The following is a 22,616-nucleotide window of genomic DNA, read 5'->3' as shown; positions in this document are numbered from 1 at the left end:
ATTCTTTTATTTTAGTGAGCTTAAACAATTAAATATTAGCACGCTATAGACTTCAATTTAACAGACATAAACGCATCATACTCAAGTCTTATCCCTAAAAAGACCGATGGTATAACCGTTTATATGCTTCATAAAAAAATCATTAATAAACAGATTAACAAGCACTTTACCTATAAAGATATTGAAAGGTGTATAAAAGATGTGGCTTTAATGGAAAGCAGTAGTATACCTCATAGTGATCCTATTGTGGATGGTTTGTTGAAGTACTATTTAGAACACCCAAGAGAAGAACGCTTTAAATATGCGCTTACTGACTTTGCACTTAAGTTCATTAAGCTTATAGATAATAAACTATATAGTCCGTATGCAAAATTTCCACTTCGTGACACTTTCAAAAAACTTGCAGACTTTACAGCTTCAGATATTAAAAGTATAGATGATTTTAATAGATGGTATGAATTTAATTTTGAAGGTAATAGCGGCACTGTAATTTTAGATCATTTAGAGTCATTAAAGGATTACGTTAATAAGGCTATTGACGAGCTCAATATTTATATCAATCAAGACCAAGATTCGGCATTGAAAACAGCTGAGAATGTTTCCATATTATTTGAAAAAATTACTGCAAAAAGCGACGAGATTAAAGACACTTTACTAATAAGTAATAGCCTTGATGAAGAAATAGAGCAGGTCGTTGACTATTTTCTTAAAAGAAAAAACAGCCTTCCTGACACTAAAACGCCTGAACAGAAAGAAACTCATAAAATATTAAGAGAAGAATACGATAGAGCCGTTCAAATTAAAAAGAAGGTAGATGAGTTTTTTGTTGAAGTAGAATATAAATTAGGACAATTATTAGATAGGTCAGCTTACGCAAGCACTCAATTAATAACGGTACAAGATAATTTTAAAAATAAATCGGCAGTTAGAATAAATGTAAAGCGTTTTTTAAAATTCACATTAGAACAAGCATCCTTCTCAAAAAAAGATGGTATTACATTGTCTGAAAAATTTCCTTTAAAATCTATTGTTTCTGAACGTTTTAAACACGTCGGTTTGGTTTATTATGAAGAGTTTGGTATTCAGAAGAGCTATGTTATTGAACCTAAAGTTAATGAAGCACACCTAAAGTCACAAATCTCAAAATTAGATACCGAACTAACTCGTCAAGAGAATACCGCCAAATGGGTAAATCACTTTAAAAAGCAGTTGAGCAACGATGGGGAAATTGATTTTAGCAATCATTTTTACGAAATAGCTTTAAAAGAAAATGATGCCTTAATAGCACTTAAAGTAGGATTTGAACTTGTAGAGTTTGCTAGACACAATAACGATTACGAAATTAAAATAGACAGAGAAATCCCCAAGTCATCGCTGTCTCAAAATATTGCATTATGGAAAATGAAAATAATAAAGAAGTAAGTCAAATTTTTTCGTTTTTTGAAAACGCAGATGTTCAAGAATATTTTGCAGATTTAAATATTGAACTACTATCTGGTAGACATATACAAAATGATAAATTTTATCTCTATAAACTACTTAAGGACTATTTCAACGAGCTTTCATATTATTATGAAAAGATATATGGTTTAGAACTAATAATGGAAAGTAGAGAAGACTCAAAATACTATTATGTAGATTATCCTGATGCATCCAAAGGAGCACTTGCTAACCCATTGCGACACAAAAAGCTAACGCAAAAACAAACCTTGATAGGTATTATACTACTTAATATGTATTACGAGCGCTATTTTGAAAGTAAAAAAGAAGTTCGCTTTGCAGATATAAAAAAGGAGATTAAAGAAAGTGACAATAATATTTTGTACAAAAAATTATTCTTTAACAAAGTACAGGACGACTACTTGGAGGGCGATTGGTTATTAAAGGTTATTAAGCCATTTAAGAGTGTACTACGAGAATTTAATAAGTTAGGATGGATTACAAATTTAGCTGTAGAAGATGGCGAAGATATACATTTTGTATTACGAGAACCAATTATTAGATTTCAAAAATTGTATGAAAAAGAAATTACAAACTTCACAGAGTTTAGTGAAAAATACCTTAGCCAATTATAATGATAGAATACCCAAGAATTTTTTCGCTATCCACAGTTGGTGTGAGAAAGCACTATAATCAAGACTACTTATTGCATCAAGTAAGGACTGATTTTACTGGTAACAATGGTATTGGTAAATCGCTTATAGCAGACTTATTTCAACTCATATTTATTGGTCAAAAGAGCAAAATAAGTTTTGGCACCGAGAGCTTCAAAAATAAAGACAGACACATACATACGATACCTTATAATACCGATGATGCTTACGTTTTTATACATATAGAATTTAAGAAAAATGAATTTATAACTATTGGTACTAATATAGGTAATAAGCGTAGCAGGCCGTTAAAATCATTCTGGATATTAAATCAAGCCTATAATGATAATGACAGAAAAGACCTTGAAGCTTTAGGACTTAACGCAAATCAGTTAGCATACAGTAGAGATTTTTTAAAAGACGGTCAGTTTTTGCCCATTAACCAGCTTGCAAGGCATCTTAAAAAGAATAAAAAAGGCTTTCTAAAATCCTTCACAGATTTAGAAGATAAAAAGGAATATTATGATTTTTTATATACTAATGAGCTTTTGCCTATAAATCTTGCGATTGATGAAAATATGGATGCTTTCGCGAAAGTGATACAATCCTTTTCAAAAGCAAACTCATTAGATACGGAGAGCGATAAAATTTTAAAGGATTTTCTTTTTGAGAATAGTTTGGATAAGCTTGAGACCAAATACAAATCAAACAAGGAGAAGCTTGAAAAACTCATTAGTGAATACAATGAGCTGGACGAGGAAATACATACTATTGAGTTAAAACAAGAAGTATTAGGTAATCTTAAAGAGTTAGAGCAATTAAAAAACGATGCGCAACAAAATTATCTAACAGCTGAATACCATAGTAATTATTCGCAATACGAAACTGTTGCAAATAAATGCATAGGAACTTCTAAAAAAATTGAAAGAGAGACAGATATCGTTAGTAACCTAAAATCAGACCTGCCAAAAATTTCTAAACAAATTGAAATTACAAAGTCAGATTATGACACCTATTTTAAAGCTCAAGAATCCTTTACAAACTATAAAAATCTATTTAATGCACGAGCAGAAAAATTAGCAAGTCTTAATCAGCTTCAAAAAATGAAGCTACCTGAAATAGATCAAGCAAATTTAGTTGAGATAAATATTGAAGAATACAATCACCAATCAATAATTGACAGGGTAAATAAACTTAATTCTGATTTAAAAAGATACGGTACGATTGATAAAATAAATGAGAAGACATCATCACAGCTAAAAATTATTGCAGACTACAAAGCAGTCAAGAGCTCAGAGCTTGCTGACTTAGAAGCACTCAATCGTATTCTATCTGCTGGAGAAGATGGTTCCTTAATCGCACAGATTTTAAAAGACGGTAATAATCTTACTAAAGAACAGGAAACTGTACTGTTCGGATTGCTTAAAAATGTGGATTGGGAAAAACCAGATAATCCTACTAAAGGAAGTCAATACACTAAAGATAGTTCTCTCTTAAAATCTGAAAATATTGAAGAAGATAAGGTGAATTCCGGTTATTGGTTTGCAATAGGTGCTTTACGAACCTTTGTACCTTACTCTAATGATAAACAGATATTTGCTGATACTGCTAAAATGAATGATGCTAAGAAAAAAAAGCAGAATGCAATTAACGAGCAAGTAAAGTCTATCAATATTGAACTTGGCGAAATTTTAAAATTTGAGAAAGGAGATCCTTACGATTTGTCAGCGGTTGATGAGCTGAAAAATCTTAATAAAGATTTTAAAGACTTTTCGTTATACGAAAGGTCAAAAATAGCAATGAGTATTGCCGAAAGTCTTTCTACTAAAATTACTCAAGACCAGAAAGACTTGGAGCTATCGTTGCGAGAATTAGAAGCACTTGAAAAGAAAATTCCAATTAAAATTACAGATGAGAAAATAGACGACCAATTAACATCTTATATTCAAAAAGTAGCTGCTAAAAAGTCTGTCCATACAGATTTGCAAAACAAACTTGAGACTTCAAAATCAACCATAACCCAAAAGGAAGAAAATTTAGTCACACTTAAAGCGTTGCTTGACTCACAGGAGAAAGAACGAGATGACCTAAAGAAAAAGTATGAGGGTGCGCTTACTATCTTTAAAACACGTTTTAGTCAGTTGCATATTCAGGATTTTGTACCTACTAATATCAATCAAGTGAATGTAGAAAATCTTCAAAAATTATATAACACAAATAAGGACAACTACATAAACGCTTATGGTAAAGCATCATCCCAATTCGATACCACCAAAGATGATTTAGAAGTGAAAAACCAGATGGATGATCAGAATTATTCATTTGCGGTTTTAGAATTAGTGCTATTAGGACCAAAAATAAAACACACTGAAAATCTTGCCCCAGCACTTAAAAAATCTAATCAAAACAGAACTAAAGTAATGCAGGCCATTACGCAGGCGATGCTTCGTATATTCAAATTGACAAAAACAAAGTACCAAGACTTTGAAAAAACAGTCGAAGATTTGAACGATTTTTTTAACGAGCGACTAATTAGTGACAAGTACCATTTCAAAATAGATTTTACGCCAAATGAAACATTCAAAATAGATTGGATGAAGAATCTACAGTCGTCCACTCAAGCCGCTTACTCGGAAGGAGAATTACAATTTTCAGACTCAGTAGAAAGTTTTGTAGAAAAGATATTTGCAGAAACAACCTCCTACAATGAGAAGATAAAATTTTCAGACCTATTAGACCCAAAAACTTATTTCGATTTAAGTACCAGATTATTAGACAAAGACGGCATTGACCAGACAGGAAGCACAGGACAAAGCTATACAGCGATTGTATTATTAGGTATTGGCAGACTTTCAATTGTGCAAAAAGAAGATAGAAAAGGTGTCAAATTTTTAATACTTGAAGAAGTCTCTAATATGGATAAGGGTAACTTTGACACCTTTCCAAATATTGCAAAAGAGTTTGGGTATCAAATGTTGACAATGACACCAGAACCTTACGGCTCTAATGAAAACGAAGGCTGGTATTTACACCATTTAATAGAAGGCTACGAAGATGTTAATATCAATTATGCACCGCCAAGTAGCTATTTTAAAACTAATGAAGCCAGACAAGATCTGTCAGATTATTTAAATAATATAAATGAATAATGAATTGGGTAGCACTAAAATCATTAAATGAACTTTACAGAAATAAAGAAACAAAGATTAAAGAAACTTTAATTAAGGATTCTTTGTTTCAACACTTGCTGAATGATACCCAAGAAATTAAAGAAGGCTATAAGATTTATTATTCTGACGATGAAGATTTTTTTGAGATGTATGAAGAAGAATATCTCGAGAAGTTTAATCAGTACTACGCATTTTTAGAAAACAATCAGCTTTTAAAACCCCAAACCAGATTTGAAGAAGCAGATATCATAGAGCTAATGGATATGAAACGTCGTATAGACAGCGGCGAACTTTTACCAATTAGGAATCAAATAATACAAAATGAGGAAACCGTCAGGAATGTGTCTTCTATGTTTTTCAAAAATGAAAAATATTTGGTGGGTAAGAAATCTTTAATTGATGCCGTTAAACAGATGCTTCAAATTGATGAGCTTGCTGATGATAAAGATCAGCAATATATGTATCGTTTAGAATGTGAAAATCCTAAGTTAATTATTCTCTGTGAAAATTTAGACTTTTTAAAGAGACCTTCATTACCTAGAAAATACGGTTATGAACTTTGGTATGCTGGAGGGAAAAACATTGAAAAACTAAAATATACCTATGACAGGAATTTGCCTATCTACTATTCAGGCGATTGGGATTATGATGGTCTACTTATTTTCAATATGGTTTGTAAACTTATTCCACAAATTAAGCTACTTTATCCAACAGCGAGTTCTAAAAGCATCCTGAAATCAGAGCACAAAAGCCTTTGGATAGACAGGGATAACCCCTCTAAATACTCCAATCTTAGTGTGAAGAATTTAGATAATAGGCACAAAGATATTTTAGTTAATTTAATAGAGAAAAATCACTGGATAACTGAAGAGGACAATCAACTTAAAGAAATGGTTACTTTGATTCAAGATTAGAATGATGTCACTTTATCAAAGTCATCAATAAGCTCTTATGACTATTACACAAAAGGATTAACCTCTGCAGGCGTACCACTAGGATAACCCCAAGCCACATATTGAGACTTTAAATCATCTACATCAAGATGTACGAAAGTTCTACCAACACCTATGCGCTTAAATCCAACATTACGAGCCGAAGTGACAAGATGATTACGTATAAACTTAGAGGGAGCTTTAATATCAACCGCTTTACAGGTCGGTATTTTATGAGATGAGTTAGAGACACCGCCAACCTTACTGTTATGCGACGGACTGCGAGCGCCAGAATTTATCCAGCTAAAAATAGGATAGCCAGTACGAGCTTCTAGTTGCCGAAGCATAAATAGTAAGCGTCTGTCCATACAGTTGCCAGAACCAGGAATATCTGGACTATCAAATATAGATAAGTCCATTGGTTTATGACCCGCAAACAATTGTTGTCTCTTTTTAGACCTGGAACCCTTGTAAATAACAAAAGCACCCAACAGTAAAACTGATAGAGTGCCTATGCCTACATAGATATGTTGATTGCTATTTTTTACCACAACCACATACCTTTGAAGGCATTTTTGATTTTTTGTATCGCAGATATAAATCTGAACTTATTTTAACTGCACTCAATAAAATAAATGCTCCAAAAATGTAATTGAGAGTATTGTTTCCTTTATCAACGTTCATCGTTTTTCTCTTTTTTATAAGACTGTATTTCGGCTTCCAATTGGTCTACGTATTTTTCTAATTCGGTAATACGGTCGCGCTGTTTTGTGATGGTTTTATTCATCAAAGCATTTTTACTTTCTAATTGTTTCAATCGCTTTTCCATATTTTCAGACCATAACTTGTAATTCTCTACCACCAGACTATTGGCTTGAATGTTTAAGTTGCGTATTTCTGCATTTTTAAGGCGCTTCTGCATACCATATTGCAACAGGATTTCAATGAGCTTCCAGAACCCTGTAGCTCCTAAAATGATAGCAATAAGCTTAAAGATTTTTATTTCCATACGTCTGTAAGTTTTAAAATAGCTAAAGTGATAAGAGTCGCACCTATGGTTACAAAGGCTATAAGAGGTTTCTTAGTATTCTTTAATGACCTCTTTTTTGATGAGACAGGAACTAAGGCTTCAATTTCAAAGATTAATTGAGAAATTTTATCAGCATAGTTAGGGTCTGTGGCATAACCAGCATTAGCGATTTCGTTTGCAAATTGATGTGGATTTGCAGTATGTTGAAATGCTGAACGATATCTAGAATTGCTTTTTAAAAGTCCTGCCCAATCTATAAAAGAGTGTAGCGGTGAGGCATAAGCTCTAAAATTGTCGAGTACGCGATATTTCCATTTTCCACTAGAAAGTAGAACAGGAAATCCTGATAGAATAACAGGAAACCATTTTGTTGATATGCTAGAATATTCAGTAGTTTTAATCAATTGCTTATCTCCTTGCCAACCACCATAATTTCTGCCACTACCCACTTTCATACCAAATAGCATATTACCTTTAATGGTTTTGCCCCAACCTGTTTCTAGCGCACATTGGGCAAGCCCAAAAAGCGCTGGAATCCCTGTGCGCTGTTCTGCCTCTTTAGCATAAGAGTAATATGTCTGTACAAATTGCTGTTTCATTTATCACTTTTGCACTAGCTTAACTACTTCTTATTTTTAGCATCCGTAGTTGTGGTTTTTCTCGCATTTCGTTTTCTGGGTGCTTGTCTATCTGGAAACGACCTGAACTTTAAGGGTAACTCGGCTACGTAGGGATTTATATTAAGATTCACTTCGTCCTGCTCATCTTCAAACTTACCAGAGAGAAAAACACGACCATCATCATCTATCGCATAGAAAAAGGGTTTACCTTTTCTGCTCAATAGCGTTCCTGTGTATTCACCTTGTGGATTTTTTACCAATGGTGCAGGCAAGCTCACTTGCCATCCCGCAATTTCATCTTTGCCAGACCTAGTACGTAGTCTAATATCTTTTCCTATTACAATGTTTTCATTGAGTACGGCGTACACATTGCGCTCTGGTGAATGAAATAAATCAGGATTAAGATGATTAGGTGGAACTCTCAATTCCCTTTGAGAATTAACCACATTTCCAGGTGCTTGTATTACGGTACTTTGATATCCTACTATACTCATTATTGTGCTATTATTATTCCGGTTAATATGAGTAAGCCACCACCAAAAAACCAGCGTTCTAGCTTACCTCTTTTTAATTGTTTTTGTTGCTTTCTTACAGTCAAATTGAGTTCTTGAATATGTGCTTCATCATTGACTTGGATGAGTGATAGATTTTCAATTTTGTTTTCTAGCTTTAAAATGGTAGTATCCTTTTTTTGTAACAGTTGTTTCCACCTTATCTGCCTAATTTTAAGCGTATCGATAATGCTATCTTGAAACAAACTATACTCTAACTTCGTTGCTAGAAAGCGTGATTGCTCCATATTAAAACAGAAGTGTTTACCGTTTTTGAAATCCCGTACTATCGGTTTTAAATCCTGCGATGTACTCGTGCAAGTCCATAGCAGACATAGCATTAATCCTATCCAATTTTTCATATAGTTGGGTTTCTAGTTTTTTGATGGTTTGTTCACTTAAAGAAATATGAGTAGCTAAACTGTCAGTTTCCTTTTTTAGATGTAGAATTTCTTCATCTAGCGTTGCATTTCTATGAGCTAAATTTTCATTTTCCTGTTCCAGTTTTTCTATGGTGTCATTTTGTAATCGTTCTTCTTGAGGAATGATGTAGAACACTAATAAAAGAACTAGCCCAACCATCCAAAGCACCAATAAAATGGGTTTCCAGTATTTCATTATACCTTGGGTTTCGTTTGAAAGAGTCTATTTAAAAACTTTTCTAGTAACAGCTTATGAAACACCAATGCAAAAGCAAAAGATTGTAAAAGGCACTCAATCATTTTAAGCTGATAACCACGGATAAAGTATAGCGCTATTCCATAAACCAGCCCGATGATGAAAACGCGATAACGTGTAGCTATTTTTAGTTTGAATACTTCATAGAAAAAGTCGGTAGCTCGATAATGGTTTAGGCCATAAGCAATAACAATGAAAGTCAGAATATATGACCAGTCTAGGCTATTTAGGTAATTTGAAATGTGTTGTAAGATTTCTATCATTTTAATTGTGATTTTAGGGTTGATTTGATGCTTTTAATATCTGCTTGCAAAGACGCTATTTGATGATTAGGAAATAGATTTTTGGTTAAATGTGCTACCACAACTATGGTGGCGCCAGAAGCCAATAATGCCAGTACAATTTTGGTTAAGGTCTGATTGGTAAGTGTTACCGTAACTTCGGTTTTAATTCCATCCTTATCCACCAGACCATCAATTAAATCTTTAATGCTTCTTTTTTGGGTCATTAGTTGTTTTGTTTTTCGTGCCAGCTATATTCAATTTCTTAAATAGAGAAGCTGTTATGGTTTTTACCTTCAGGTATTTCTGGACACGTTCTTCAATCGTTTTATCAAAAGTGTCATTAACAATGCCCTGACTTCCGTGATTACGCAATAGATACACCTGCAATTGTTTTACACGTTCACCTTTGCTACCCAATTTTAGGGGGAAGTCATCATTAGGTTCGGGTGGAGCTTTTGGTTTTACCAGAATGGTTTCTTCTTTCTTTTTTACAGGTGCGATAGGTTTCATTTCAACAACAGGAACTACTTTTTCTTGAATAATTGGTTTTTCAATTTTTTCAAGTTTAGGCTCTTCAACTATTGTAAATTCAGCTTCTTCGATTCGTTCTTCTTTTTCTCTGAAAAAGAGATATCCTAGAATTCCTAAGCCAAGCAATCCACCAGCTATCATCAATCCTTTATTTATCGTTTGCTCGCTCATCATTTTCCTAGACTTTTCAATGCTTTGCGCATTCCTGCAATATCAGTAGTGCTAAAGATTGTTTTCTTTAATCTTTTTTGTGCAGCACGAGATGTTTTAGGACCAAAAATGCCATCTACACCATCTCGTTTAGGACCACTGCGACCTAAATCTTCCTTATAAATTTTTAGGTAGCGCTGTAACACTTTTACATCGGGATGACGACTACCATATTTTATAGGATAACCAGCTTTGGTCTGCGGTGGTTTACTACCTAAACTTGACGTACCCGAACTACTTGGAATAAAAGGTGGTGTTTGATAACTAGATGTACCACTTAGTATAGATGTTCCTGTAGTAGATGAGCTGGCGCTAGCAATCTGTTTTTTCTCTTTCTTTTTACTCATTACGTAGTAAGTGATGGCTGCTCCTGCGAGCACTACAATAACACCTCCCACAACGAGGATATCTTTATTCTTCTTTGCAAATGATGGTTTTGGTTTCGTTTTTATCTGTTTCATTGTATCGTTTTATGATTGATAGTTTGGTAATCGTTGTACATATTTTGACACGTACTCCTTCATTTCATTTTGGCTTAAAAAGCTATTTAAGTACTGCCACATATCCTTTTTATAGCTTTGATAGAAAGCTTTAGAAAGACTCGCAACTTGAGTTTTATCACGAAGCTTTTTTCCAAAAACATCTTTTACAGCCTCTTCATCGTCATTAAAAGTACCTTTGGCTTCTTTAATGATTTTTGCAAACTTTTTGGCTGAGATATCATCTAACACACGGATTGATTTCGGGGATACCCATTTCTGTACATCCGTTAAATAATTCATATCAAAAGGGCTGTTCCAGTTGGGTTCTTGTTTGGTGGTACCCACATTTCCAGTAGAAACTTGTACACCGGACCCTATTGCTGTTATTGTTGCAGAAGCCATTGATTGTTGCTTGTTATGCTTTCGCGAAAGCGTAACAAAAACACCGATACCGATAACGCCTAATCCTGCGCCACCTATCATCCACCAACTTGTTTTTGAGAGTTCCATTTTATGCGGTTCTATAGTTAGGAAGTGCCTTTACAATGTTGAGCACTATGGTTATTTCTTGTTTGTCAAAACGGTCTTTAAGTGTATCTATAAGGTTTTTAGAATAGGTTTCTTGATAGGCTTTTGCCACCTGTGATACCTGAACTTTATCTTTTAGTTGCCTAAACACACCGTACACTTGTTCTTCGTCATCACCACCTTGGTACCAGCTTCCCCAAGCCTTATGAATTTGGTCAGCATAGCGCGAAGCTGTACTGGTTTTTAAAACCAAAACTTCACGATTTACACTCTGTAATACCTTGTTTAAAAAGTGAATATCAAATGCGTTTTGTGAATTGAGTCCATTTGTAATAGGCTGAATTTGTGCTTGAATAGCAGTCATTAATTTGCTAGTGCGTATATCACGACTACGTTTTCTTAACGACAGAAAAGTTGTGCCGATAAATAATGTGCCTACACTTGCGCCTATAATTTTATACGTAATACTCATTTGCCTAATAGTTTTAAACCGCGACCTGCAGGTGTTAGCATTGCTACATCTGATAGGTCTGCGTTTTTTGATGTGTTTCTAAGCAAAACAATAATCCCAACTAAAACGACCGCAAGAATTACGGGAACTCCAATAGATAGAATCTTTGTAAGATTCTTACCTAAGCCAAAAATGTTTCCACCTATTTCGGAGATATCAGCTATAGTACGTGTTGCCATATTAGACACATCAAGATTGTTTTTATGCAACCATTTATTGAAGTTGGGACTCGTGGTGCAAGACGTAGAACCATTAGATTTCCAAGTAATCAACCATATCATTTTTGCATTTTCCTGACCAAGCTCACTTTTAAGTTTTGTAAAATAGCTCGTCCAGAAGTCACACGGGTCGTCTGCTTCTGGTACAAGAAAAATGCGGTTTTCTATGTTGATTTGAATGGCCATTATCCTACGATGCGATGGGTTTGTTTTTTACTCTCGGCTTTACTAAAATCATTGTCCTCCAGAAACTTCTGAAGACGTGCTTTTAACTGTGCTTCTTTTTTGAGTGCAGTTCGTTTATCGTAGTTGATGTAAATCTGCCTACCCAGCCAAAAACCTACACCTAAAGTGAGTATCGTTTTCATTTGCTATTTTTTGAAAATGTTATGCTCTTGAATCTCTAATTCACGTAGCCACTCTGCAACTTCAAATCCAGGATTATCTTCATCTGCTTTTGCAGGAATTTCATTAAATCCTGCAATGATGATATCTGGAAAGCGCAGTATATAGAACTTTATAATAGCCTCAAGCGTGGCTTTTTGTTCATCGGTACGCGTGTCTTTATCCCAAGCTTCTTTGAGTGTTCTGCCACCTACGTATGCAATATGCTTTGCAATACCTGTGATACCTTTTTTACCGTGGGAGATACCCCATAAATCGGTAGTTGTTGGACTAGCTTCATTGATGATGGTTTGCAATGAGCCATCTTGCGGTATCAAGTAATCGATACCTGGGCGATTCCAGCCAAAACCACCATCGCGTTTTGAATCCGTATGTTTTGCTATGATGACTTCTTTTCCAAAGTCTTTAGTTTCGCCTGTGTCAGTACTTTGTATGATGAGATAATCTATTTTTTCCATTTCTTTTAGATTTAAAAATTAATTGGTTGTAAACGTCTAAAGCCCAACAAACGATAGGTTGGATAGGTTTTAATATTGACTTGATTGTTCTGATTTCCACCTAAGACGTAGATGTGTTTTTTGTCTTCGGTATAGCCTATAAAAAGACCGACGTGACCTTTCCAGCTCGACTTTTTATGTCGCCAGAATATGACCACATCATTAAGTTCAGGTTCTTTAATTTTAGTGCCTACCTTTAGCCAAGAGCGAGCCGTAAGTTTATGGCTTCGTTCCACATTGGCTTTATGAGCTACCCAATTTATAAAGGCAGAACACCAAGCAGTTTCATCGGTAGTGACCCAAGTATGACCAATCTCTTTAAAATATTTAAGAACAATCTGGTTATGTTGATTGCCTACAGTTTCCGTAACTCCGTATTGGCTTAAGGCGATATTAATAAGTTGTGTCATCTGGTGGCTCGTTTTCGTTGTATTCGAGCCACGATGCTGGTATGCCTTTACTCATTTGCACACCAGTAGATATTCTTGATTTTTCGGGAAGTACGCTGTACATCTCAAATTGTTTGTGGTATATCAAGAAGGTTACCACTTGTTTAGGATTGATTTTAAAGCACCAAATAGAATGCCCGTCAATGATGTCACCATCAATATCAAAGACCTCAGAAATATTACCGAAGTTTTGTGGACTTTGATGGTTACTCAACGAAAGCGTTTGACACGTCTCCTTACCAGCAACCGATTTTTCAATGAGCCGTAGTGCGTTTATACGGTCTTCTCCTGAAGCCACAATTTTTAGATGAGAAATTAGTGTTGGGTTGTGCTGGAAGTCTTCACGATATTCGTAATACTCATCATTGACAGTAACCGTTGGGCTACTTTGGTTTCCTGTGATAGTAACGGTATCACTTTCAGTATCGCTCACAGCAATAACATCTTCTTTTGAACTTATTGCTATATGACTTGTAAAACCGCTTAACTTAATTACATCTTGAATTTCGTTTGCAGTAGTGATTCTTGTTACCGTTTGATTTTCAGTACATCCTACATAGATTAAGTTATTATGAGGATTAAATGCCATAACCGATGGACTTTTACGCAAAGGTATTTTTGTAATTGTCTTGGATTGTACAGCATCATATACAAGCACGGTTTTACCTTCATAAAAGGAAATGTACATCAATCCATTTTCTGGATTGAAGGCAAAGTAAATGTTCTCTTCTACAGTTGCACCCACACTACTTTTAAAGTTTCCTGAAAGGTCATAAACGTTAATTCTCCCATCAGTAATAGTGTGTACAAATAAATCTCCAGTATTCGTGTCAACGCCTAATGACTTTACGCCTTCTACACGTGGTAGGTTATTGGCTCGTCTGAGTGCGCATATTTTGGTTATTGTGCCAGATGTAATATTAGCAGTGTAATAACATCCATCTTTGGGGTTAAAAACAACATCAACAGGTCTTACACCAGTATTACTTCTTTCAATGATTTCATTATCGGGAGAAATGAAAACTACTTCGTTTGATACGGAGCAAGCAACTGCTATAGTTCCATATTGTAAACTGCTTTCATTTGAATTTACAGTAATTGCGGATGGACTTATGGCTCCAGGCAATACACCAAGACCTTGATTAGAAAACCTTGCTGACCCATCATCTTCGCCTTCAGAAGCTATTGGGTTTTTTGATAAATCGATAGTGGTAATCACATCACCAGTACTGCTTATTACCGACACGGAATCTGAAAGCTGATTAATACAGTAAAATGCGTCATTTACTGCATTATAAATCACGCCTTGTGGATGTTTTTGAACCAATACTTCTTTAGTAAATGAACGCTCTATTTGCATTGGGTCTGTAAGTGGGAGACAAGCATTAGCTCCCCATAGGCATACTTTTTGTATGTCGTCGGTATGATTAGTTACGGTAATTTGCGTAACCTCGGTATCCTTTTGTAGTTTTTTGTAGAAGCTGTTTATTGCCTTTTGCTTCTCTAACCAGTTAAATCTTGTTTTACGCATTTACTCTGTAATTTTCTATAAAGTTGATGACATCTTTAGTGCGTTCTATTTGGGATGCACCGACCATTTCAGGATTTTTACCAAAGACTTTCGTCACCGCATAAACAGCTTCAATAGTCGGAAAACCATAATCTAAATATTGCTTCATCCCGCATAAATCTGCAGTCGTTTGACTACGGGTATTTAAGAACCAATGACAGCCTTCGTGAGCTAAAATGGCAACACGTATAGGAATGGTGTAGGACTTAAATAAACGCTGTGAAATTTGAACTCTCGGCATTTTACGATGTGTTCTTGCTGGTGTTACCAGTTCGCTACCAAAGGCATCAGTAATTTTAGGCAAATACTGAAACAAAAACTCGTGGTCTGTACTATCGTAAAATCCTGGTGGTACATAACCTGCTTTTTGAGCAAACTGTATCGCAAATTCCAAATAACGATGTTGGTCATCTGTAGCCCACATCTCAATAGGTTTCATTTTTTCAATCTTCACATTCACAATCTCAAACGCATCATCATCTTGTGCATTTTTATCAAATACTTCCATTTCCAAGACTTCTGGAGAAACTGGAAGTGAGATGATAAATTCTCTTTTAATTCCCGCTTTCGCGAAAGTTGCCTTTCTTCTGAAATAATAGGAATTAGCATATCTAGGGTCGTACACACGAATACCTAACTGAAAAGGCATTCGAGCCAAAACCGTTAGCCGAATACGAAAGCGCTCTTTATTTGATGGTATCGTTGTTATCACTTAGTAGGATTGATAAGATTTGTTCTTTTGACTACTCATTACAGCTAGTCCAATGACACCAACGACGACTACACCTCCTAATACATAGACCACCGTTGGGAAGCCTTTTTTCTCTTCTTCAGGTTCTGAAGGCGCACCTACATCTATTGAATAGTCTGAAGTCGGTTCTGAAGTATTAGTGTTATAATCTGAAGGTAACTTTGGTCTTGTGAACGAGTCAATGGCCGCACCGATAGCTGTTGCACCTCCTATGTCATTATATACCTGACCAACATCTTTAAAAAACTGCTTCCGTTTCGCTCTACGCTCAATACGTTTAGGTGCTGAACGTCTTATGGTTCTGCGTTGTAGTCGTTTTGCTTTGCGAGCAGCTCTACGAGCACGACGTTTCTTTTTATTACCAAAAAAGTCGTCGTAATCTTCGATAAAATGGTCATCCAGTAATTGTTCTGTTTCTCCTGTAATCATAAACCTTAATAGATTGCCATTATTCGTAAAGTAGAAGCACCTGGGTCATAGGAGATTTTCTTGTAACCTTTACCTACAAAAGGGTAACCTTTTGCTTCGCCAGGAATCAAAACAACACCGTTAACTAAAGCTTTACCTTCTCCAACGTTTTTTATAGATGCACTTAAAAAGCCATCATTAATGTCGCCTGGTTGCTCGGTGTCCGTTTCATTTACTTGTGCTAATATGTCCATTGTTTTGTTTTTTGAATTGAATGAATTTATAAATGCCAAACCCTGTAATACCAACTACACCTACAATAGCAACTACTTTGATAAGCTTCCCGCTTTTTGAATCGGACTGTATAGCTTTTTTAGTAGCTTCCACTTGCTGAGTTTTTATTTGCTTAACATCAGCTTTAGAGACTTTTGATAGTGGTTTTTTAACCTGTTTTGGATTCGTCTTTTTAATTAAATGGTTGATGGGTGTTTTCTTTTTTACAACAGGTTTTACCTTCTTTTTTATAATCGCTGGTTTTTGTTTTACAATGGTTCTTGGTAAAACAGCAGGTTTTATTTGATATGCAGGTCTAACTTTTATAGGTGGTAACTTGAGAGGACGCCCACGGATAATTCTAGGTTTTCTAACCACGACTTTTGGTCGCCTTTTTATAGTTGCGTACCTAATATTTCGTGGCGGTCTGCTTAGTTTTGGGTAGCGCGTCACACGACTGTTTCTAAAGTTTCGTTTTGAAAAACGTTTTCTATGTGCGCGACGCGGTCGTCTTCTGTAATTATCAAACGCTTCATCCTGATACACGTCGTAATCGGTTATTGCAAAAGTGTTTACCATACTATTTAGGTATTTGCATCGGTGGTGCGTAAGGCATTGCAGGACGTCCCGATTTCATTAATACTACGGCGCCTATTCCTAAAGCCACGACACCACCGCCTATCATTAGCATCATATTGGTTTTCTTTTGGGCGGCTTCGGCTTTTTGTTTGGCTTCTTCCCGACGGCGTTCTTCTTCACGCCTACGACGTTCTTCCGCTTCACGACGCCTGCGTTCCTGCTCTTCTCGCATACGTTGCATACGCATTTCCATATCTCTTTTGGCAGCTGCCGCTTGTGCAGCTGCTCTAGCCTGTGCAGCTTGTGCCGCACCTGCATTACTAGATGAGCCTCTACGTTTTTTCTTTTTGAATAATCCGCCTAAAATGCCCACGGCACCTTTGGCAATAGCACCCCAGAACTGGTCATTCTCTTGTGAAGAAAACTTTTGGATTAAATTTTCTAGTGCTTTTGCGAAAGCGGAATCTCCATCCTTTAGAAGTTCTACCACTTCATTGATAAGCTGTTCTTTTGAGGGTTTTCCTTGAAAGAATACATTGCTTTCGGCGAGTAGTTCTTGTACAGGCTTGGGGTAGTTGAGTACCAGATAGGTAAGGTTATCTATCGCCTGATTGTATTGTGATTGTTTATTTGACATTACTGAAATTGAATTTTAAACCGTGACCTACCAATGCACCAGCAATGAATACCACTCCGAAGAGAATAAGTTCATCTTTAGTAATGCTAAAGTTTTTTGGGGCTTCAGTTTGGGTTGCTTCTTCTTTTTTTAGGGCGAGTTTTCTGGTTCTGATTTCGTTCCAGACCATTTGCACTTCCTGTGCAAGATTTTTGTCTTGTGGATTTGCGTTCGATTTTTTGACGATTGTTTGGTAATACCGTTCTAACTCTCGGTCTTTATAATTTTCAAACTGACTCAAAAAACTGTCTTCATCTCCAGTTCCAGAATAGTTCGAGTGTCCACAGGCTTTACAGAAGTTACCTTCGGCATTGTATGAATCGTTGCTACACGCACCACAGAAGTTATCTTCTTTAAGCATATTAAGTTTAAGAATTGCTTCTTTATCTGGATGTAGCTGGATAAGTTCCTTTATGACCTTTCTACCTTTCTTTCGCGTAAGCTCTTTAATTGCTTTGGCAAGATGTAAAGGGTTTTTTGGAGCCTCGAAACCGTATTGCTCTAATAGATGAGATACTGCGCTTGCATTGTGATACACGATGTAGTCTATTCTATTTTGTCCTAGCGTATGTGTTTCTGCTTGCTTCATAGTGTTTTAGATATAAAAACAGCCAGAGTTAATGGTTTGGGGGAAACCGACTCTGGCTGTCTGGTAATGGGTAGCAAAGTCGCGCCTGCAAGTTACAGACTATCGTCTTTTACGTCTCACGAGTCTCGTAGGCACTCTTCTACGCGGCGCTGGTTTACGGATGTAGCGCACTCTAGGAGATGGTCGTCTACGTATACGTCTTACTTTACGTTTACGGCGTAAGCCTAAAGCTGTAGGTCGGCGTCTACGAATCAAATCCAGTTGTGGCAATCCTGTTGTTCTAGGTGCTCTTGAAAGTTCGGCTACGTTGCTTCCTTTTAAAAGGTTGCCCAGATTTGCTCTCGCTTTGATAGTGAAAGTAAATACCGCCGTTACGCCGTCTTCTACAACTACACGTAGCGAATCCTGACCTGTAACATCCATCTCGAAGTTATCGTCATCAATAAGTTGCTGGGTAAAGTTTTGCGGTGATGTTGCATTACGTGGTTGGTACACACGTGTGGTCTTAGAACCAGATGCCGTTCTACGGTCAATACGTAGTACGTTGTCAAACTGAAGCGCATTACTCACCGAGTATTTCATTCCCGCAATTTTAAACGGATTTGATTTACTCTCTTCTCGCACTTCTTTATGGCTAGACTCTTCTATATCTACAGAGACACCATTGGGTTGTGCCGCTTCTGCGTTACCACCAAAGATAACTGCCTCAGCAGCTGCTCCAGATTTATTGGTTACAACTACCGTTAAAGTTCTGTCGTTAGGGTCTATTTTCCCGATGCTTGAACGTGTGTAATCATCATACGCCTCTTCATCATACTCGCCTTCATCGGCATAGTCGTCATAATCGTCGTACTCATCTTCGTACTCGTCATCGTAGCCGTCTTCTAATCCTTCAAATCCAGAATCGAAGTCGTCTTCTTCGTCATCATATAATTCGTCGTTATCGTAGTCATCATACTGGTCTTCAGCAGCTTCTTCGTAACGCATTAATTCGTCGTTATAATCACTCATTTTAATTGTCTTTTTTGCCTGTATTCACAGGATGAAACTTTTTTAAAGTGTCCACGAGTGTCTCTAAACACTACTTTTTTGTAGGACTAGCGATAGCTTTCTTTTTGTTTTCGGCTATCTTTTTTGCCTTCATCTTTTGAACCATTGGAGCGACCAAAAATGTTCCTAATGCGAGTCCAGCAATACCTGCTCCCACACAATAGAGAATTGGTGTCCAGGCGATGTCTTTGTTGTTTGCCATTCGTTTTGTTGTTTATTGATTTTTGAATTTTTGGCGAGGTCTCTAAACCTTGATAGACTGCGAAGTTGGGAAGAGGTAGTTGTTTTTCCGCTGTCGCGAAAGGGACTTTGGAACGGGATGCTATTTAAATTGTATTTTACAGGTTATGAAAGAAAAAATAGAAAACGAAATCAAAGCAGCTGCAGGAAGACTATCTAACCACTTAAAAAATGTGCAGATTAATGGAAGTTCTGGGTATATTCAATACGATTTTAAGTGCAGCGAATTATTAGATTGGAATGATAATGACATAAGGAAATCACCAGAGCATAAAGGCTTTTTCGAAGAAGTGACAAATTTTACTGGTCCAGTTCTATATTTCTTTGAAATTATTTCCACTCAGGATTCAGGCGCAGTAAGGGAATGTATGAGAGCTTATAAAATTCTGGAAGGTTCTAAATCGGTTCCTGCCTTGAAAAAAAGATATAATCAAGATTCTCGTATTTTATATGTAGGAAAGGTGAAGCGTAACTTTTATGGAAGAGTAATCCAGCATTTAGGATATTACAAGGTTGCAAGAACGCAAGGTTTGCAATTATTCTATTGGGCTAGAGAGTTTGGTTTAGATGTCCGTTTACACGCCTATCATTTTGAACCAGAAATGCACGACTTGGTTTCGATTCTAGAATTGAAGTTTGCAAGAGATTTGAAACCTATTACTGGTAAGCATTCTTAAATTATTCTTCTTCATCAAGAATTGTAAAATCCATTGTATTCAAGAGTGTTCGGATAGATTCTTCTTTTTCTATCAGATGATGAAATATTAAATTAAGGTGCTCATCTGATATTTCTACTTGAGGAACAGGTCTTCCGTCTATGTCGTCATCATTGATATAAACCAAGCCTTCATTTTCCAAAATATTAATATCTACAATAAGTTCCTTTTGAGTTATTCTGAAAATCCTTTCTAAAATTTCTGGTATTATACAAAAATGAGAATTGAAGTTTTTAATCTTACCTCTATCTGCAATGTAAAACAATAATTCTCTGGATATTTTAGGGACTCTTGATAAACGCCTATATAAATCTAATAATTCCTTGAAGCTTTCATCATAATGCTTATTCCTTTCAAGAAGATACTTAAGAGCATTCTTTGGAGGGCTATTTGGCACCTTTTCTGCAATGTTAGTATAAGAGCTTTCAAAATTTCCTTCTGTATCGACAACTTCTAATTCAATTTTCACCGAACGAAACTCAAGCTTGAACAAATCGTAAAGTGCGCTTAGCTTTTCTAAATCTAAAATTACTACATACTTTAGTAAGTCGTCCAAGTCAATAATATCCGTATCGATATCAAATTTAATATTGCTTGGTTTTAATGAATATGAAGATTGTTTTTTGCCAATTACTATTATTTTGAATTTTGTAAAATCTTTCTTTTGTTGCTCTGTAATCTTTTGAAGTGTATCGTTCACTTTTTTACTCGTGTTAGATGAAGTCACTTGAAAAGCAATTTCTTCTCTTTTATCTCCTAAATCTAAACCTGGATTATTTGACCTTATTTGGTTTAAATTTTTAAGGTTTAAGTTGAAGGTGATATTTAGAACTTCTTTGATGAAATCCTCACAAAAGAGAGTAAGGTCAGTATATCCTAATTTATTACGTGTCTCTATCTGATATTTCAAAGATGAAATATCGTCTACTATCTTGCCGATTAAAGAACCTCTACTTATCATTTTATTCTTCTATTATCTTCAAAACCCCTTCATTACTTTCCTTAAATGCGTTACTAGCTTCAAGAGTAGCTTCCATTTGCTCCATATCATCACCCAGAAGTGTATGGCTAAAAGCCTGGGCGCGATTCAACATTCGGATGTATACTTCTGGGTCATTATTTCGCGTAAGCTTGCGTAAACCACCTAAGTAATCTTCTCGATATACGGTTGGTATGATAATTTTAGTGTGGTTTGCTGCGGATAATTCTGCATTCATCATTATACGAGCCATACGTCCATTACCATCTAAAAACGGATGCACCTCGCTTACTACAAACATTATGTATGCAGCTTTTGCAAAAGGATGTACAAGCGCTTTGTAAAAATCAAAACTTTGTATGAGCGTTCCGTTAACCAGTTCCATATCTACAAAAGAGGTGTTGCCCGCTTGATTGTTTTTGTCTTTAAAAATACCGGGCTTTTTATCTGCTCTAGCACTTAGTAAAATAGCGTGTCGGTATTTTAAAATTTCAATGAGATTTTCTCCAGAATAGGGCAACACGCGCATTTCTTGTTTATTGGATGCTAATTGATATGTTCCTAAAACATCGTGCGAATCTTCATTACGTGCAGGCAATGGTTGCTGTGTGGCAATGATGCGTTTGGCTGTATCAATTTCAAAAACAGTACCTTCTATATAGTTTGAAAAGTAGCTTTCATAGAAAGCAAAGTTTCGGTACGCTCTGGTTGTAGTATTTTGCTCTTCACGGTTTTTAAACTCTTCTTTTTTGAGTGCTTTAAAAAGTGTTTCAAACAATTGGATACGCGCTGGGTCGTAAGGCAAATTATTTGCTCTGGCTACTGCCAAAGGTGATTTCAAAGTAGTTGCAGGATGCGTAGTTAATAAGGCACTTATAATCTTGTTCAGTTTTTCAAACTCTTTTTGCATCCCAAGTTGTTCGGCAATATCACGAGCTCTATCTCTAACGCCGTTTAATTCGGCTTCACCATTAACTCGAATAATTTTTTCTAGTTTCTCTTCTATTTCAGGATAGGTAAGTGTCTTTGAGTCGCCACCTGTTTGTCTGGAGACTTGTAGGTTTTCTAATAAGGCGCGCTCGCGTTGTGATACCATAAGTTCGCCAGAAAATGAAGTATCACCCTCAATGGCTTTTGAGCCTTCCATAAACCGAATAGTTATTCCTGGAAGTTTTACCTTTTTAGTGTATTTGTAGGTGACAAATAATTGATTTGTTGACGTAGGCGTAAATTCAAAAGCAGAGCGATGACTTAATACAGCTCCTGGATATTGGTTTCCTAAAATAGGGAATATATTACGCTGTATGATATCTTCTGGCGTATCTTCTAGGTTACTGGTGTAGATACGAGAAGCTATCTTTCTAATTTTTCCTTCTTTCTCAAGTTTGGATATTTGTCTTGAAACATTTGATTCTGGTGAACCATAAATGATTTCTTGAAGATGTATAGGCTTACTTTTTTCCATTATAATGATATCAAAGCACGAATTTGATAAATATTTTCCATTATAACTATTTTTTTGTCAAATATTTTCCAATATAATAGATTTGACTATTTTCCAGTAAAACATCAGAAAAATAGTTTTTTGACAAATAT

The 22,616-nt window shown here is 35.9% G+C and carries 31 protein-coding genes; 5 read left to right on the top strand and 26 right to left on the bottom strand.

Annotation, left to right across the window (positions count from 1 at the left end; all coding sequences use genetic code 11):
* Positions 1 to 123 precede the first annotated feature (123 nt).
* The 4 genes from KQA_RS0203545 to KQA_RS0203530 are packed head-to-tail and all read left to right on the top strand — an operon-like array spanning position 124 to position 6,177.
* Positions 124 to 1,422 carry a hypothetical protein gene (locus tag KQA_RS0203545; RefSeq protein ID WP_010178142.1) on the top strand — a complete coding sequence of 433 codons (1,299 nt, stop codon included), beginning with the start codon at positions 124 to 126 and terminating at the stop codon, positions 1,420 to 1,422.
* The gene (locus KQA_RS0203540) at positions 1,395 to 2,075 is read left to right on the top strand and encodes a condensin complex protein MksE (RefSeq protein ID WP_010178141.1); all 681 of its coding nucleotides are present in this window, start codon (positions 1,395 to 1,397) and stop codon (positions 2,073 to 2,075) included. Before KQA_RS0203545 ends, KQA_RS0203540 begins: the two co-directional genes overlap by 28 nt.
* Complete coding sequence (locus KQA_RS0203535) at positions 2,075 to 5,242, top strand: synaptonemal complex protein 1 (RefSeq protein WP_010178139.1); 3,168 nt, start codon at positions 2,075 to 2,077, stop codon at positions 5,240 to 5,242. Before KQA_RS0203540 ends, KQA_RS0203535 begins: the two co-directional genes overlap by 1 nt.
* The gene (locus KQA_RS0203530) at positions 5,242 to 6,177 is read left to right on the top strand and encodes a hypothetical protein (protein ID WP_010178137.1); all 936 of its coding nucleotides are present in this window, start codon (positions 5,242 to 5,244) and stop codon (positions 6,175 to 6,177) included. The genes KQA_RS0203535 and KQA_RS0203530 overlap by 1 nt, the downstream gene beginning before the upstream one ends.
* Positions 6,178 to 6,221: 44 nt before the next feature.
* Here KQA_RS0203530 and KQA_RS20670 read toward each other — a convergent pair whose 3' ends face one another.
* From KQA_RS20670 to KQA_RS20465, 24 genes are all read right to left on the bottom strand, one after another.
* Positions 6,222 to 6,542, bottom strand: a complete 321-nt coding sequence (locus KQA_RS20670; RefSeq protein WP_232285845.1) for a D-Ala-D-Ala carboxypeptidase family metallohydrolase — start codon at positions 6,540 to 6,542, stop codon at positions 6,222 to 6,224.
* 326 nt (positions 6,543 to 6,868) lie between these two features.
* Positions 6,869 to 7,204: a hypothetical protein gene (locus KQA_RS0203515; protein ID WP_010178133.1), complete on the bottom strand. Its 336-nt coding sequence runs from the start codon at positions 7,202 to 7,204 to the stop codon at positions 6,869 to 6,871.
* Positions 7,195 to 7,824: a glycoside hydrolase family 73 protein gene (locus KQA_RS18435; protein ID WP_010178131.1), complete on the bottom strand. Its 630-nt coding sequence runs from the start codon at positions 7,822 to 7,824 to the stop codon at positions 7,195 to 7,197. Before KQA_RS18435 ends, KQA_RS0203515 begins: the two co-directional genes overlap by 10 nt.
* 23 nt (positions 7,825 to 7,847) lie before the next feature.
* Positions 7,848 to 8,339, bottom strand: a complete 492-nt coding sequence (locus tag KQA_RS0203505) for a hypothetical protein (RefSeq protein WP_010178128.1) — start codon at positions 8,337 to 8,339, stop codon at positions 7,848 to 7,850.
* On the bottom strand, positions 8,339 to 8,644 hold the full coding sequence (locus KQA_RS0203500) for a hypothetical protein (RefSeq protein ID WP_010178126.1): 306 nt from the start codon (positions 8,642 to 8,644) through the stop codon (positions 8,339 to 8,341). The genes KQA_RS0203505 and KQA_RS0203500 overlap by 1 nt, the downstream gene beginning before the upstream one ends.
* A gap of 16 nt (positions 8,645 to 8,660) precedes the next feature.
* The gene (locus KQA_RS0203495; RefSeq protein ID WP_010178124.1) at positions 8,661 to 9,014 is read right to left on the bottom strand and encodes a hypothetical protein; all 354 of its coding nucleotides are present in this window, start codon (positions 9,012 to 9,014) and stop codon (positions 8,661 to 8,663) included.
* Positions 9,015 to 9,333: 319 nt separating this feature from the next.
* Positions 9,334 to 9,582 (bottom strand): hypothetical protein, encoded by a 249-nt coding sequence (locus tag KQA_RS0203485; RefSeq protein WP_010178117.1) that lies wholly within the window; start codon positions 9,580 to 9,582, stop codon positions 9,334 to 9,336.
* Entirely contained in the window at positions 9,560 to 10,063 is a 504-nt protein-coding gene (locus KQA_RS0203480) for a hypothetical protein (RefSeq protein WP_010178115.1), read from the bottom strand. The genes KQA_RS0203485 and KQA_RS0203480 overlap by 23 nt, the downstream gene beginning before the upstream one ends.
* Entirely contained in the window at positions 10,060 to 10,560 is a 501-nt protein-coding gene (locus tag KQA_RS0203475) for a peptidoglycan-binding domain-containing protein (protein WP_010178113.1), read from the bottom strand. Before KQA_RS0203475 ends, KQA_RS0203480 begins: the two co-directional genes overlap by 4 nt.
* Before the next feature lie 9 nt (positions 10,561 to 10,569).
* On the bottom strand, positions 10,570 to 11,091 hold the full coding sequence (locus tag KQA_RS0203470) for a hypothetical protein (protein ID WP_029209438.1): 522 nt from the start codon (positions 11,089 to 11,091) through the stop codon (positions 10,570 to 10,572).
* Position 11,092: 1 nt separating this feature from the next.
* Positions 11,093 to 11,581, bottom strand: coding sequence for a hypothetical protein (locus KQA_RS0203465; protein ID WP_010178109.1), 489 nt, complete (start codon positions 11,579 to 11,581; stop codon positions 11,093 to 11,095).
* Positions 11,578 to 12,024, bottom strand: a complete 447-nt coding sequence (locus KQA_RS0203460; protein WP_010178107.1) for a hypothetical protein — start codon at positions 12,022 to 12,024, stop codon at positions 11,578 to 11,580. The genes KQA_RS0203465 and KQA_RS0203460 overlap by 4 nt, the downstream gene beginning before the upstream one ends.
* Entirely contained in the window at positions 12,024 to 12,206 is a 183-nt protein-coding gene (locus tag KQA_RS0203455) for a hypothetical protein (RefSeq protein WP_010178105.1), read from the bottom strand. Before KQA_RS0203455 ends, KQA_RS0203460 begins: the two co-directional genes overlap by 1 nt.
* Positions 12,207 to 12,209: 3 nt before the next feature.
* Complete coding sequence (locus KQA_RS0203450; RefSeq protein WP_010178103.1) at positions 12,210 to 12,701, bottom strand: hypothetical protein; 492 nt, start codon at positions 12,699 to 12,701, stop codon at positions 12,210 to 12,212.
* 11 nt (positions 12,702 to 12,712) lie between these two features.
* Entirely contained in the window at positions 12,713 to 13,150 is a 438-nt protein-coding gene (locus tag KQA_RS0203445) for a TIGR02594 family protein (protein WP_010178101.1), read from the bottom strand.
* Positions 13,134 to 14,720 carry a YncE family protein gene (locus KQA_RS0203440; protein WP_010178098.1) on the bottom strand — a complete coding sequence of 529 codons (1,587 nt, stop codon included), beginning with the start codon at positions 14,718 to 14,720 and terminating at the stop codon, positions 13,134 to 13,136. Before KQA_RS0203440 ends, KQA_RS0203445 begins: the two co-directional genes overlap by 17 nt.
* A complete protein-coding gene (locus KQA_RS0203435) occupies positions 14,713 to 15,471 on the bottom strand; it encodes a hypothetical protein (protein ID WP_010178096.1) in 759 nt (252 codons plus the stop codon). The genes KQA_RS0203440 and KQA_RS0203435 overlap by 8 nt, the downstream gene beginning before the upstream one ends.
* Positions 15,472 to 15,939 carry a hypothetical protein gene (locus KQA_RS0203430; protein WP_010178094.1) on the bottom strand — a complete coding sequence of 156 codons (468 nt, stop codon included), beginning with the start codon at positions 15,937 to 15,939 and terminating at the stop codon, positions 15,472 to 15,474.
* A gap of 5 nt (positions 15,940 to 15,944) precedes the next feature.
* On the bottom strand, positions 15,945 to 16,172 hold the full coding sequence (locus tag KQA_RS0203425; protein WP_010178093.1) for a hypothetical protein: 228 nt from the start codon (positions 16,170 to 16,172) through the stop codon (positions 15,945 to 15,947).
* The gene (locus tag KQA_RS0203420; protein ID WP_010178091.1) at positions 16,147 to 16,770 is read right to left on the bottom strand and encodes a hypothetical protein; all 624 of its coding nucleotides are present in this window, start codon (positions 16,768 to 16,770) and stop codon (positions 16,147 to 16,149) included. Before KQA_RS0203420 ends, KQA_RS0203425 begins: the two co-directional genes overlap by 26 nt.
* A 1-nt stretch (position 16,771) precedes the next feature.
* Positions 16,772 to 17,143: a hypothetical protein gene (locus KQA_RS20665; protein ID WP_232285844.1), complete on the bottom strand. Its 372-nt coding sequence runs from the start codon at positions 17,141 to 17,143 to the stop codon at positions 16,772 to 16,774.
* Between the two features lie 253 nt (positions 17,144 to 17,396).
* On the bottom strand, positions 17,397 to 18,035 hold the full coding sequence (locus KQA_RS0203410) for a hypothetical protein (RefSeq protein WP_010178086.1): 639 nt from the start codon (positions 18,033 to 18,035) through the stop codon (positions 17,397 to 17,399).
* A 99-nt stretch (positions 18,036 to 18,134) separates the two neighbouring features.
* Positions 18,135 to 19,046, bottom strand: coding sequence for a hypothetical protein (locus tag KQA_RS0203405; protein WP_010178085.1), 912 nt, complete (start codon positions 19,044 to 19,046; stop codon positions 18,135 to 18,137).
* 70 nt (positions 19,047 to 19,116) lie between these two features.
* Positions 19,117 to 19,287 (bottom strand): hypothetical protein, encoded by a 171-nt coding sequence (locus KQA_RS20465; protein ID WP_198283098.1) that lies wholly within the window; start codon positions 19,285 to 19,287, stop codon positions 19,117 to 19,119.
* Between the two features lie 145 nt (positions 19,288 to 19,432).
* Between KQA_RS20465 and KQA_RS0203395 the strand changes: the two genes are divergently transcribed.
* Complete coding sequence (locus tag KQA_RS0203395; RefSeq protein WP_010178083.1) at positions 19,433 to 20,002, top strand: hypothetical protein; 570 nt, start codon at positions 19,433 to 19,435, stop codon at positions 20,000 to 20,002.
* Between the two features lies 1 nt (position 20,003).
* On the opposite strand, the gene KQA_RS0203390 is transcribed toward KQA_RS0203395, so the two are convergent.
* Both KQA_RS0203390 and KQA_RS0203385 read right to left on the bottom strand, forming a co-directional pair.
* The gene (locus KQA_RS0203390; protein ID WP_010178082.1) at positions 20,004 to 21,002 is read right to left on the bottom strand and encodes an SMEK domain-containing protein; all 999 of its coding nucleotides are present in this window, start codon (positions 21,000 to 21,002) and stop codon (positions 20,004 to 20,006) included.
* 1 nt (position 21,003) lies between these two features.
* Positions 21,004 to 22,485 carry a Fic family protein gene (locus KQA_RS0203385; protein ID WP_010178080.1) on the bottom strand — a complete coding sequence of 494 codons (1,482 nt, stop codon included), beginning with the start codon at positions 22,483 to 22,485 and terminating at the stop codon, positions 21,004 to 21,006.
* Between the last annotated feature and the right edge of the window lie 131 nt (positions 22,486 to 22,616).

This window comes from Aquimarina agarilytica ZC1, from assembly GCF_000255455.1.
GTDB lineage: Bacteria > Bacteroidota > Bacteroidia > Flavobacteriales > Flavobacteriaceae > Aquimarina > Aquimarina agarilytica.
Note: the sequence above shows the minus strand (reverse complement) of the source record. Positions and strands in the feature narration are given on the sequence as shown.